This is a genomic window from Streptomyces cylindrosporus (assembly GCF_022698165.1).
Classification (GTDB): Bacteria; Actinomycetota; Actinomycetes; order Streptomycetales; family Streptomycetaceae; genus Streptomyces; species Streptomyces cylindrosporus.
In genome coordinates this window covers 88,297-99,763 of sequence record NZ_JALDAY010000020.1, presented here as the reverse complement: position 1 = coordinate 99,763, position 11,467 = coordinate 88,297, and the positions used below count along the sequence as shown (strand labels likewise).

Annotated in this window: 11 protein-coding genes and 2 pseudogenes; 9 read left to right on the top strand and 4 right to left on the bottom strand. The window is 64.3% G+C overall.

The window, feature by feature from the left end; translation table 11 throughout:
- Window positions 1-144 precede the first annotated feature (144 nt).
- The 5 genes and pseudogenes from MQP27_RS47040 to MQP27_RS47020 all read left to right on the top strand — a co-directional run bounded on the left by MQP27_RS47040 (window position 145) and on the right by MQP27_RS47020 (window position 3,183).
- Entirely contained in the window at window positions 145-501 is a 357-nt protein-coding gene (locus MQP27_RS47040; RefSeq protein WP_242777613.1) for a GntR family transcriptional regulator, read from the top strand.
- Window positions 502-734: 233 nt separating this feature from the next.
- Window positions 735-1,751 (top strand): P-loop nucleotide/nucleoside kinase family protein, encoded by a 1,017-nt coding sequence (locus MQP27_RS47035; RefSeq protein WP_242777481.1) that lies wholly within the window; start codon window positions 735-737, stop codon window positions 1,749-1,751.
- A gap of 11 nt (window positions 1,752-1,762) precedes the next feature.
- Complete coding sequence (locus MQP27_RS47030) at window positions 1,763-2,335, top strand: ATP-binding protein (protein ID WP_242777479.1); 573 nt, start codon at window positions 1,763-1,765, stop codon at window positions 2,333-2,335.
- Window positions 2,311-2,772, top strand: a pseudogene (locus MQP27_RS47025) (NAD(P)-binding domain-containing protein); the annotation flags it as partial. The gene MQP27_RS47030 and the pseudogene MQP27_RS47025, both read left to right, overlap by 25 nt.
- Window positions 2,758-3,183 (top strand): DUF1932 domain-containing protein, encoded by a 426-nt coding sequence (locus tag MQP27_RS47020; protein ID WP_242777611.1) that lies wholly within the window; start codon window positions 2,758-2,760, stop codon window positions 3,181-3,183. The pseudogene MQP27_RS47025 and the gene MQP27_RS47020, both read left to right, overlap by 15 nt.
- Here the strand turns inward: MQP27_RS47020 and MQP27_RS47015 are convergent.
- The 4 genes from MQP27_RS47015 to MQP27_RS47000 form a co-directional block, all read right to left on the bottom strand.
- Complete coding sequence (locus MQP27_RS47015) at window positions 3,180-3,824, bottom strand: HAD family hydrolase (RefSeq protein WP_242777477.1); 645 nt, start codon at window positions 3,822-3,824, stop codon at window positions 3,180-3,182. The two genes, MQP27_RS47020 and MQP27_RS47015, sit on opposite strands and share 4 nt — an antisense overlap.
- Window positions 3,825-3,966: 142 nt before the next feature.
- Window positions 3,967-4,515, bottom strand: coding sequence for a GNAT family N-acetyltransferase (locus MQP27_RS47010; RefSeq protein WP_242777475.1), 549 nt, complete (start codon window positions 4,513-4,515; stop codon window positions 3,967-3,969).
- 329 nt (window positions 4,516-4,844) lie between these two features.
- The gene (locus MQP27_RS47005; protein ID WP_242777473.1) at window positions 4,845-5,774 is read right to left on the bottom strand and encodes a hypothetical protein; all 930 of its coding nucleotides are present in this window, start codon (window positions 5,772-5,774) and stop codon (window positions 4,845-4,847) included.
- 180 nt (window positions 5,775-5,954) lie between these two features.
- Window positions 5,955-7,178, bottom strand: coding sequence for a hypothetical protein (locus tag MQP27_RS47000; protein WP_242777470.1), 1,224 nt, complete (start codon window positions 7,176-7,178; stop codon window positions 5,955-5,957).
- Between the two features lie 531 nt (window positions 7,179-7,709).
- Between MQP27_RS47000 and MQP27_RS46995 the strand changes: the two genes are divergently transcribed.
- The 4 genes and pseudogenes from MQP27_RS46995 to MQP27_RS46980 all read left to right on the top strand — a co-directional run bounded on the left by MQP27_RS46995 (window position 7,710) and on the right by MQP27_RS46980 (window position 11,035).
- Entirely contained in the window at window positions 7,710-8,291 is a 582-nt protein-coding gene (locus MQP27_RS46995; RefSeq protein WP_242777468.1) for a hypothetical protein, read from the top strand.
- 438 nt (window positions 8,292-8,729) lie between these two features.
- Entirely contained in the window at window positions 8,730-10,088 is a 1,359-nt protein-coding gene (locus tag MQP27_RS46990) for an SNIPE associated domain-containing protein (RefSeq protein ID WP_242777466.1), read from the top strand.
- Window positions 10,089-10,143: 55 nt separating this feature from the next.
- Window positions 10,144-10,301, top strand: a pseudogene (locus MQP27_RS46985) (phosphorothioated DNA-binding restriction endonuclease); the annotation flags it as partial.
- A gap of 197 nt (window positions 10,302-10,498) precedes the next feature.
- Window positions 10,499-11,035: a hypothetical protein gene (locus MQP27_RS46980; protein ID WP_242777464.1), complete on the top strand. Its 537-nt coding sequence runs from the start codon at window positions 10,499-10,501 to the stop codon at window positions 11,033-11,035.
- Window positions 11,036-11,467 lie beyond the last annotated feature (432 nt).

Below are 11,467 nucleotides of genomic sequence, written 5' to 3'. Positions count from 1 at the left end.
AATCACTCTCCGTCTATGCCTCAGAGTGCACTGTGAGGCAGAGTGCGTCAAGCCTCCTCACGGAACAAGCGGCATGGGACGCTGGTTCTACCTCTGCGGCACAGGCACTATGAGGCAGAGGCTGAGACGAAACTTGGGGTGCAGATGGTCGAGTGGACCGGCAAGCAGTTCGCCTATCAGCAGGTGGCCGATGACCTGCGGCGACGCATCGCGGGTGGCGAGTTCGCAGAGACCGGGCAGCTCCCCTCGTACGGGGATCTCCAGAAGGCCTACGGAGTTACGGTGACCGTGGCCCGCGCCGCCATCAATCAGCTCAAGGCCGACCGGCTCGTCGTCAGCCATCAGGGCAAGGGCGTGTTCCTGACTGCCGGCGCCGACCAGTCCGCCGCGCAGCTCGCCGATCCGGTCGGGACCTTGACGGAGCTGCGCGAGGAAGTTGACAAACTGCGGACCGAAGTCGGAGAGCTGCGCCAACGCGTCGCGACCCTGGAAGAGAACTGACCTTCCAGTAAACCGGGGTGGGGCCTGAGCAGCCGCGCCGTGGGGCATCTGAACCTCCTCGTTCGGTGTGCCACAAGTTGACCGCCGAGGCGCGAAAACCGGTATCACGTCCCGCTACCTGAGAAAGTCCGAGCGGTTTTACACATCCGCTTACACATGCACTATCACGAATTTCCACAGCGCTAGCCGGGCCGCTACACTCGCGGCTCCGACTAGCTATCTAGGAGGGGCAGATGGCTCGGAAGCGCCCGGATTGGAAGCCGGATCTCCTGCGGATGCACCGCGAAGAGATAGGGCTCACCCTGGAAGACACCGGAGAGAAGCTCCGCGAAATCGCGGAGCGGCACGGCTTCAACATTGCCGCGAACTTCCAGACGATCTGGGGCCACGAAAAGGGTTCGGTATATCCAGGTCCCCATTACCGCCGGGCATACTGCCGTCTCTATCGTCGCAATGAGGCCCAACTCGGCTTCCGTAAAGCCCTGCCCGGAGAGGATGCCCCTGTGGAATCCGTACCGGCGCCCGCTTCCGCTGAGCGAAGGCTCCCCGACCAACCGGACGCAGTACGTAAAGCACTGAGCAGCATCCGCGAGGGCACCGACGACGTGGACAGCGAGGCTCTGCGCAATCGTGTGTTCAACGCATGGAGCCGCCACACGGCCGGGGCAAGCACTGACGGGCCGACCGTGATCCTGGTCGGGGGGTACGCAGGGTCGGGGAAGTCAGAGTTCGCGAAGTTCCTCGGAGGGCTCACCGGTTGGCCGATCCTCGACAAGGACTCACTTACGCGCCCACTGGTCGATCAGCTGCTTGTTTCACTGGGCGGAGAGGCACACGACCGGAGCTCGGATCTTTACCGAGAAAAGGTCCGGCCACTGGAATATCGATGCCTCATGGAAGCTGCGTGGGACAACTTGAATTGCGGGATCTCGGCAATCCTCGACGCTCCGTTCATTGCAGAGTTTGCCCAGCCCGAGTGGATGCAGCGCTTCCAAAATCGTTGCCGGTCCAAGCGGGTTTCGGTGGCGACCATATGGGTTGAGTGCGACCTCGAATCGATGCGTGAGTACATCGAATTCCGAGGCGCGGCACGCGATGCCTGGAAAATGGAAGCGTGGGAGGAATACGCGTCGGGGCTTGATCTGAAGTTCCGTCCTCAGGGCCCGCACTTCGTCGTCGACAACAGCCTCGGCGCTGCCGTCGCCTTGGTCGACGAAGCGCGCGACGTGCTGAGTGGCGGCGGGCTGTGATGCCGTCCGGCGTGATCCTGTACGGGCCGCCTGGCTCGGGCAAGGACACCGTCACAACTGAACTGTCGCGGCTTCGACCGGAGTTCGAGCTATTCAAGCGGCTCAAGGCTGGACCCGGACGCGCGACCGGATACCGGCTCACGACCGTTGACCACATCGAAGAACTGTCGCGCGCGGGAGGACTCCTCTACCGCAACGCCCGCTACGGCGCTGAGTACGCCATCGACCGGCAGGGCCTCGCGGCCCTGGTCGACGCCGGCCGCATCCCCGTTCTGCACTTGGGGCAGGTCGTGGGGGCCAGTGCAGCGGCTAACTTCCCTCTGCACTGGATTCGCGTCCTCCTGTGGTGCCCGCTGGACGTCACGGAGTCGCGTTCGATCAGCCGCGGAGACAAGGACGTAGAGGCTCGGGTGAAGGTCTGGCACGAGACCCGGGAGGATCTGTTGGCCCACGAAACCGAGCCGTGGACCCTCATCCTCCGGACCGACCAACTCACCCCCGCCGAGTCCGCCAATGCCATCATCGACGCCCTCACGGCAAACGCCTCAGCCGAGAGTCGGAGCATCCCGGAGCTTGTCGGATGACGACGCTCGGCATCCTGCACCCGGGCAGCATGGGAGCTGCCGTCGCCGCTCAGGCGCGGCGCTCCGGTGCTGAGGTTCTGTGGTGTCCAGCCGGACGCAGCGCGAGAAGCAGGGAACGAGCCGAGCGATACGGTCTCACGCCAGTACACGCGCTGAGCGAGATGGCCGAGCGGGCCGACATCATCCTGAGCCTGTGCCCGCCGGCCGCCGCCGAGGAAGTGGCGCGGAACGTCACGGCGTGCTCGTACGCCGGAATCTACGTCGATGGGAACGCTGTCTCTCCCGCAACGATGGCCAACATCAGCGCCATCGTGCAGCGCTCCGGGGCGACCGCAGTCGACGGCTCCGTGATCGGGTCTCCGCCGTCGGGCTCGAAGTGCCCCCGCCTCTACCTATCCGGGCCAGCCGACGCGCTGCACCAGGTGGTCCAGCTCTTCGACAGGAGCGCTGTTCAAGCACGTCACCTATCAGACGAGATCGGGCAGGCGTCCGCGCTCAAACTCTCGTACAGCAGCTACCAGAAGGCCAGCCGCGCTCTGGCCGCGGTCGCCTACGCCCTCGCCAGTGACCACGGAGTGGAGGCGGAACTACTCGACATCGCCGAAGGCCGTACAACCAGCTACCTGGCAGAGACCGCGTACTTCTCTAAGGTCGCCGCTCGGTCGTGGCGCTGGGGCCCGGAGATGAAAGAGGCGGCGCACGCTCTCGAAGAAGCGGGGCTCCCCTCCGAGCTGGCCAACGCCGCAGCCGCCGTGATGGAGCGATGGGCAGGTTTCAAGGACACGACGCCGGATCCCGCGCTTGTCCTGGAGAAGCTGCACACGGCCCCGCACGACGAGCCGACCTAGACCGCTTTGCCTCGCAGTATCTCGATGGCCTCCACAATGCCCGGCACCATGACGTCGGGCTCGCGGAGGCCATTGGCCCATTCACGGCCATTGGCCACCCAAAGTGTCCGCAGTCCCGCCGCCCTCGCCCCACCTATATCCGTCTCGGGGTTGTCACCGACCATCCACCCACCAGCACTGAGCGACGCGCCGCACTCCGCCGCCGCAGCCTCGAAGAGACAGCGCTCTGGCTTCCGCACCCCTACCTCACCCGAGACACAGATGCCGTCGAAGAGCGGGGCCAGACCGGTCGCAGCGAGCTTGGCTCGCTGGATATCCCGTGCACCGTTCGTCGCAATGCCGATAGTCCACCCCTCGCTACGGAGCGCTTCGAGCCCTTCCCGGGCCCTGGGGAAACAGCGCACCGACCGCGCGAGGCCATCGACGTACTCGTGCCAGAGGTCGCCCGGGTCGTCGCTGAGACCGAGGGCCGCCCCCAAGCCCACGAAATCCTCAGGGTGAGCCCGCTCTCGGAGCCGATCGCAGATGACTGCCTCCGCCTCCAGGGAGAGGGAGCGCGAGTGCACGAAACCACGAGCCCATTGCTCAATGCCCGCGCTGCGGTCGATCAGGGTGTTGTCGAGGTCGAAGAGTGCCAGCACAAGGCGACGCTACGCGAGCGGCGTAGGCACCTCACGCCCCTTCCAGGAAGCGCCCACGGCGGGCCAAAGAGGGGGTTAAGCGTTCGCTGAGACAAGCGGAGCTGGGCCAGCCCCAGCCGCGACCGGCCCCCTCCGTATTGCGTTAGCCGCTGTGCCTACGCCATCGGTAGAAGACTCGCTCGCCGGACTCGTTGGTCAGGACAACGCGCTGCCCAAACACCACCCAGAGGTCAACACCGTCGTTCTCTGAGAGCACTTCGAAGTCAGAGGCCCTGTAGAACGACGGCAGCAGCCCGCGATCGGAGTGGAACTGCCCATACAGCAGTTCATAGCCGCACTGCCAATAGACCTCACGGCACCGCCGAAGCAGAGCTGAGCCAATGCCTGAATGACGGCTGTTTTCGGCGACCGCCAACCCCTTGATCTTGGCAATGGCGATGTGTCCCAGGAACACATTTTTCTGCTCCAACCCCTGACCAGCGAGATTGAGGAGGAATGACGTCGGCGGATGAGCCAGCAGTGCCCCCACAACCTGCCCTGTCGAGTCGACAGCGACCAATAGAAGCCCCAAGCTGGCGGAAAGACTGCCCCACGATGGCTCGGGCGACTGGAGCACAACCGCAAGATCCCGGAGGATCGCGTCGTGACCGTGGTCAAGCGCCCGCGCCAGGGTTGCGCCTACCAGGCCCATCTCCAACCCCTGTAGCACTGCGGGCTCTGGTTCCTCACCCGAGAGTCGCAGCAGCTCTACTGCGGCCGGCCCCTCTTCAGGGCGCGCGAGACGGATAGTCGTCCCTTGGGGACCTCCCCACCCTTGCACCAGCCGGTGCGACGTTTCCCGCCACCCACCAGAGCTTTGAACCCGCTTTGACTTGCTTCGTCTCTTAGCCATGCGACAGTACGTGCCCACGCTTGGGAGGGCCCGCACCCGATTTCCAGCCGATGTCGGCACCACACGCCGGCTCCCTGCGTTGCGCGCAGTGAGCATGAGCGCTGCCTTGGCGCTGTTGCCACAGGGGATCAGAGCCCAAGTGGGAGAGTGAACGTGTCGCCGGTGTCGATGTCTTTGTAGTAATGGATCCGAAGGCCGGTGAGGGAAAGCTCCCGACCGCCATCGAGCTCAAGACCACAAACGGGGCAGTCAAACATTTCAGCGAAGCACTCCCGGACGTTCTCGTCAATAACGTCGCCTCCATCCTCGCCGATGCGAGAACGGATAACACCCTTCCTGTAGCCGCACACTGGACATCGGGAATGCGTCACATTGCACTCGCCGGGGCGCGCCCATTTACGCATCTCCGCCATTCCGGCCAGACTCTTCATGTCGGACGCATACAAGCGCTGTGTGCTACATATGCGAAAAAGCTTCTGGGCGTAGCGAATCTTCGTCGCGAGAACCTTTTCCGCGATCTCACGTTCCTGCTCGATTGCTGGTTTGATTGACTTGATGAACGCGCTCAGTGGATTACGTTCCCACTCTGCTGCCTCTGCTGCTTCCTGCACGGCTAGCCGTCTAACCTCTTCTAGGGCGTCTTGCTGCATCACCAGCAGATCATGCCGCGCATCGCGGTATGGACCCCAGAAATCTCTTTCTCCCTCACCTATGTCATCTAGGACTGCATCCGTTACCAACACTGCTTGTGTAAGAGCGTCGGCCGTCTGTGTTGCGTCGTGAAATCCCATGTGAGCTACGCCGTTGCGAGCCATGAGAAGAGTGTCAATGTCCCGCTCGCTAACGGGTATCGAAAGGAGGGAGCGAAGCCGCTTGTAAGCCTCGGCTGCCCCGAGGGTTTTCACTTTAGACAACGGAGCGCCGGCCTGATCTCCAAACCCGGCTGCGTGAAGCATCGTGGCGAAATCGCGGCCATCTGCCAATAGGGAGGGATGACGTGCGGCTAACCCAGCTTTAACAATGTGCTCGAATGCCAACCCGCCGTGTAGGGCTGCCATGTCGTGGTCACCTTGACACCAGGCATTCAAAGCCCGTCGCATCTGCCTGCATGCCGACTCACGCAACATGTTCGCATCCATATATTCCCCTCCCGCGGACCAGAGTATAGGCAGTAATCCACCAGGGCGTGTGAGCTACATTGAAAAGTCCCGTGCTCTTAACTGGATGCAGGTGAAGGCCTAGCCCTCGTAGTTGGTAGCGAGCTCCATGTGCGCTGCCTCCAACTCCTCTTCGGTATCGAGTACAAGGCAACACACGGGACAGGCGAACGCCTGCGCGTGTGAAGTCGTCGGCGGTCCCTCGTCATGTTCCCCGCAGTAGACGCCAGCGTTGCATTCTTCGACAACGCAGACGTCGTGCTCCAGGTACCCGTACATATCTCCCCAGGCGGGGCAGGCCGGGCAGGGTTCCCACCGCCACAGGTAGGTGCCGTATCCAGCAGCCTCGTACGGTCGCGGACGCCACACCACGTCACTCAACGACTCCGACAGGGTGAACTCCAGCTCTGCCGAGAGAGCGTCCTTGAAGGCGCCTTCCACGCTGCTGGCCACCAGCGTCTTCACCGCTACCGCATCGGACGCTGACACCTCGCTGTCCCGGGCCATGGGCAGGTAGCCGTACGACTTAAGTAGGTTCGCGGCGGCGCGCTGAGCTCGCATGCTGGTGGTGTGCAAGGTAGCCGAGACGACGGAGCGATGCGCGACGTTCAAGGCGTGTCGTGCAGCCTCGTCGTTGCCGAGGGCATCACCCCACAGGGGAATCCTGGCGAGCGCATCGACCGCTGTGGCCGCAGTGCTCTTGGCGGCGTCCATGGCGGCGCGCGCAGCCTCCTCGGCCTCGGCTTGTGCCAGATCTTCGGCGGCTTGCTCCATGCCGACCTTCGGGGTGGCTGGCATGGCTGCAATCTTGCTGAGATCATGGAATGCACGGGCGTACCCCTTCCAGAAGTCAGCAGCAGGCGTGTCGAGCTCCTTCCGGACAGCCTCAGCTACCTGGAGGGCCGTTGACACCACATGCTCAGCGGTTGCTGGGTTGTGGTGGGCCAGGTGAGCGATGCCATTGCGGGCCTCCATCACTGGCGTGAACGCGTCGAGCGTCACAGGCATACGGCCCTGCATCACGACCTCTGCATCTCTGAACGCCTCGGCCATGCCGATCGTTCGAGCTTGCTCCAGCGGTCTGACTCCCTTCTCCCCCGCGAAGCCAAGGACGTGGAAACGAAGCGCCCGGTCCCCATGAGCTGAGATCAACAGCGGGTCGTGGTGGCACAGGACCGCCTTCAGACAGAACTCGGAGCCCATGCCAGCATGCAGAACTGCGAAGAGACGGTTCCCGCCGCGCCAGGAGTCAAGGGCGGATCGCATCATCTGCCCAGCTAGGTCTGTGAATCGCTCGGCGTTCAACTGATGGCTTCCCTCTCCGATTTGGCATCCATCACTACCTATCCGCCGATGATGCCGAAGACACAGGCATGGATGCACGAGCGCGAGACGACCTTCGCACAAGGCCAGCATTGGGCGAACCCGTCGTTGGCCAACCGCTGCGCGGTGATGCGAACGCCGCCCTGGAGAAATCCTGGAGATGATCTTGCAATCAGGGCTCTGGGGCACCGACGGAGGCCAACGCTCTCCGACACCCTGACCTGCACATTTGGCTTGAAGCGCAGGTAGATCATCTCCCAGGGCCTAATTCGGGACGAAGAGGTCGTGGGTTCAAATCCCGCCACCCCGACAGCCGAAACACCAGGTCAGGCCCAGTTCTGAGAGATCAGAACTGGGCCTGACGTGCTTTGTGACGCTCTTTTGGGAGCCAACCTGGTGTGATCTTCGGGATTCGGCTCCCGACTGCTCCCCGACGAGTGTCCTTCTGACTCCTCTTGGCGCGGGCGTAGTCCCGAGCTTGTCGTCACGGCTCGCGCGCCCAGGGACCGGGGCTTGGTGGCCATGCCCAGGAAGAAGGGGAGAGGGCAGGCGGAGATCACTGACGCGGGGCGGTTCCACCTGGAGCACGGGCATCATCCCGACCGTCCGGAACTGGCTCCACGCCCGCCTCGCGCCGTGGCGTCTGAAGCCGAGACGCCGGTTGCCGCTGACCCTCCGCAGGACGCCGATCCTGCGACGGAGACGAAGCCTGTATCGAAAGATGCCGTGAAACCTCCGAGCCCGTCGCCAGCAGCCGTCGGGCCGACGCTCATCGCGCAAGTGCAGAAGGCCGGACGATTCCTTCGGATCACGGGCCCCGGCGCCGAGGAACGGGCTCGGTATCGCAGGGCGTTCGACGCGGCCCGGCAGTGCGCTCTGGAGGAGTATCACCTGATGTACAGCAGGCGGGCGAAGGGCGACTTCTTCCTGGGCCTGCTCCGGGTGACTGGTGAGGACGATACCGAGTGGAACTGCATCCGCCTGGCGCGGAGCCGCGCGATCACCGACGGCGATGACGTGCTCGCTGCGGCCACCAAGGACCAAAGCGCCTTCACAACTACCAGCGCAAGCTCCTCATCACCAGGTTTGACATAGCCCAGTGCGCATCACAACCCTTCCTTACTTTAAGTCACAAGATCATCACGAGGTGGAACGAGCAGGCGATCGGACGGCTGATCAGCAAGAGAATGTCACTCTACGTTCGCCGGGATTGTCCGGTGCCCTGTGGGCTGGGGAGCCTCAGGGGCGAGGGGGTGGGGAATGAGTACTTACCGCTTCAATCCGCCGCCGGGTTGGCCTACGCCACCCGCGGGATGGATGCCGCCGCCGGACTGGCGGCCCGACCCCTCGTGGCCCTCGATGCCCGACGGATGGCAGTTATGGGTCCCGGAGGCCGGTTCCACTCCTGACACCCTCGGCGTCGGCCCTGCCACCGGAGCCTCTGCTGTACCAGCCACACCCGCTCCCGGGAGTACGACCGCTGTGCCGACGCCTCGGAAAGGCGGGCTGTTCGGGCGGCGTCGGGCGGATGTCGTGTCCGAGGCCGACGAGTTGCGGGCGTGGATCGCACGGACACAGGGCCTGGATGCAGTGCAAGTCGCGGGCCTCGTACGGCAAGTCGAGGCGGAGGCGACCGCGCTGCGCGAGAAGGCGTCCGCCGAAGCCGCCGAGGAGGCCGAGGGGATCCTCAAGGACGCACGCGAGACGGCGAAGGAGATCCTCGACGACGCACGCCGGACCGCGAAGGAGACCGAACGCGCACGCAAGGAGGCGGACCGGCACCGCGCGGACGTCTCCGACGCCGAGCGGCGACTGGCCGAACTACAGGGCCGGATCGTCAACGCCGACGAGACCGCCATGCTGCAGGAAGCTGGGATTTACTCCTACCGGCATGCGCTGCACGACGCGATCGCCTATCGCAGCCGGCTCGACACGCTGCAGAACGAGATCAAGACGCTCGCCCGTGCGGGCCGCGCTGTCCAGGCAGCCACGGACTGGACAGTCAACGGCTCCAAGCGCGAGGGCCAGAAGATGGTCCGCGACTTCTCCAAGCTCATGCTGCGCGCCTACAACGCCGAGGCCGACTACGCCGTGCGGTCCATGCGACCGCACCGGCTGAGCTCCCTCGTGGACCGCCTCTACAAAAGCCGCGAGACGATCGCCCGGCTGGGCGCCACCATGCACATCCGGATCACCGACGAATACCACAACGCGCGCGTAAGGGAGTTGGAGCTCACCGCCGACTTCCTGCAGAAGAAGGAAGAGGAGAAGGAAGCCCAGCGCGAGGTGCGCGCCCGGGAGCGTGAGGAGGCCGCGGTCCAGCGCGAACTCGACCGGCAGCGCGAGAAGCTGAACAAGGAACTCGGCCACTATCAGGCGACACTTGAACGCCTGCGCGAGCGCGGTGACGAGGCGGGCGTCGCGGAGATGCAGGCCAAGCTGGCCGAGATCGAGGACGCTCTGCAGGACGTCGAGTCCCGCGCGGCGAACATTCGCGCCGGCTACGTGTACGTCATCTCGAACATCGGAGCCTTCGGCGACCGCATGGTGAAGATCGGCATGACGCGACGACTCGAACCACTGGAGCGAGTCTACGAGTTGAGTGGGGCGGCCGTTCCGTTCCGCTTCGACGTCCATGCGCTGATCTTCAGCAAGGACGCGGTCGGCCTGGAGACGGAACTTCACCGTCAGTTCGCCTCTCGACGGGTCAACCAGGTCAACAGTCGTAAGGAGTTCTTCTATGCCACCCCGGCGGAGGTGCGGGACGCACTGCAACGGTTCGCCGGACAGCATCTGATCGAGTTCACCGAGGAACCCCAGGCACTGGAATGGCGGGCCGGACGGCGCGGAGGCGAAGGGAGTACCACCTTCTCAGGTGCAGGAGGGGCTTGAGCCCGGCCAACATGATGCACGCGAGGCTTCACTGGGGTAGCGGAGCCGAGACGGGGTGCGGGCGCCGCACGAGCCATTGCTGCTGCTGTACAACCGCTGGTGGAGTACGGTCCGCAGCGCACGACCGCGCCCGCCTATCCCTTCCACCACCTGGTGAGCAACAGGTTGTGGGAAGTGCTGACCGAAAACGGTACTGGCAGCCCGGGCACCGGGTGCGGAAGCTAGGGGTCAACCTACTCACTTACATCAAGACGAGCAGGGCCAGGCTCCGGGACGGAAGGATCCACGTCCGGCAGTGGCGTCGCTACGGCCTGGGATTCATCTTCCGGTACATCCGTGCGGGGAGTAATCCCTGCCACAACCGATTCGAACGCCAGGCCAATCTGCGGTGGGGGAGGTTACGCGAAGCAATGTCACCTGTGATCCACAGACGGTTCCGAACCGGCCTTCCGGTGGTCCTCGCCTCGACCTCACTGCTGGCGGCCGGGTGCGTTCTGGGGCCATCCGACCCGGAGGACACTCCCGTCAACGGCGTAAGAGCCGAAGGCAGCACGTTCGTCGTCAAGGTGTCCCGCTGCTCGACCGACAAGCTACGGCGTGTGGAGGTCACGGACTTCGACGACACAAGCGACAACCCGCGCCTCCTGTGGTGGGCCTCCGATCCCACTACACCGTCAGCGAGGGAAGGTATCGCCAGACTTTGGACGGGAGAGGGGTTCGCGCATCACGCCCCGAAACCGGCCGAGTCCGCCGTCCCTCGCAACGTCGAAGTGGACTACATATTCTCCACAGGAGACGGGTACGGCGATGTCTTCAGCCCGCGCAAGGTGTCCAAGGCAAAGTTGAAGACAGGGCAGTTCTGGACCAGCAACGGCCCCATGACCGCCGAAGAGATCGACGCCCAACTCGCGTGCACCAGCGATTCAGCTGAACCGAACCAATCCTGACCCACTCCGCATCAGGGGATGCCGTGCGCCACCGCATGGCACCCTCGCCTGTTCTCAGAGGAGCCGGCGGCCGCGTCCCAGGAGAACGCGTGGCGCCCTCGGTACCCGGTCGCGGCTGGTTGGACGCGCTCCTCGTGCATCTCTCCGAAGTGCAGGACACCTGACGGGCGCTGTCCGCCCGGTCCGGTGCAGACAGCTACTCATCCTCCAGCCATTACGCGTGGGAGGAGAACCGACGGGCGAAGGAACTGGTCGCCACCATCATGCCGCTCGTCACCGACCCCGTCCCCGCATTGCCAGGCCGACGCATGGCCTCCCTCGGCGCCCCGCAGGGCATCGGGTCGCGGCCCGCTCCTACCGGAAGTCACTCACCTTAGACGACGTACTGTGCCGCCACTCTGCCTCGTGAAAGTTGGGCCGAGATGATGCCGA

Excerpts from the sequence above, each read along its gene's own strand:
- MQP27_RS47040 (WP_242777613.1), top strand. The coding sequence starts at position 145 with ATGGTCGAGTGGACCGGCAAGCAGTTCGCCTATCAGCAGGTGGCCGAT.
- MQP27_RS47035 (WP_242777481.1), top strand. The coding sequence starts at position 735 with ATGGCTCGGAAGCGCCCGGATTGGAAGCCGGATCTCCTGCGGATGCAC.
- MQP27_RS47010 (WP_242777475.1), bottom strand. The coding sequence starts at position 4,515 with ATGGGCCTGGTAGGCGCAACCCTGGCGCGGGCGCTTGACCACGGTCAC.
- MQP27_RS47005 (WP_242777473.1), bottom strand. The coding sequence starts at position 5,774 with ATGGCAGCCCTACACGGCGGGTTGGCATTCGAGCACATTGTTAAAGCT.
- MQP27_RS46980 (WP_242777464.1), top strand. The coding sequence starts at position 10,499 with ATGTCACCTGTGATCCACAGACGGTTCCGAACCGGCCTTCCGGTGGTC.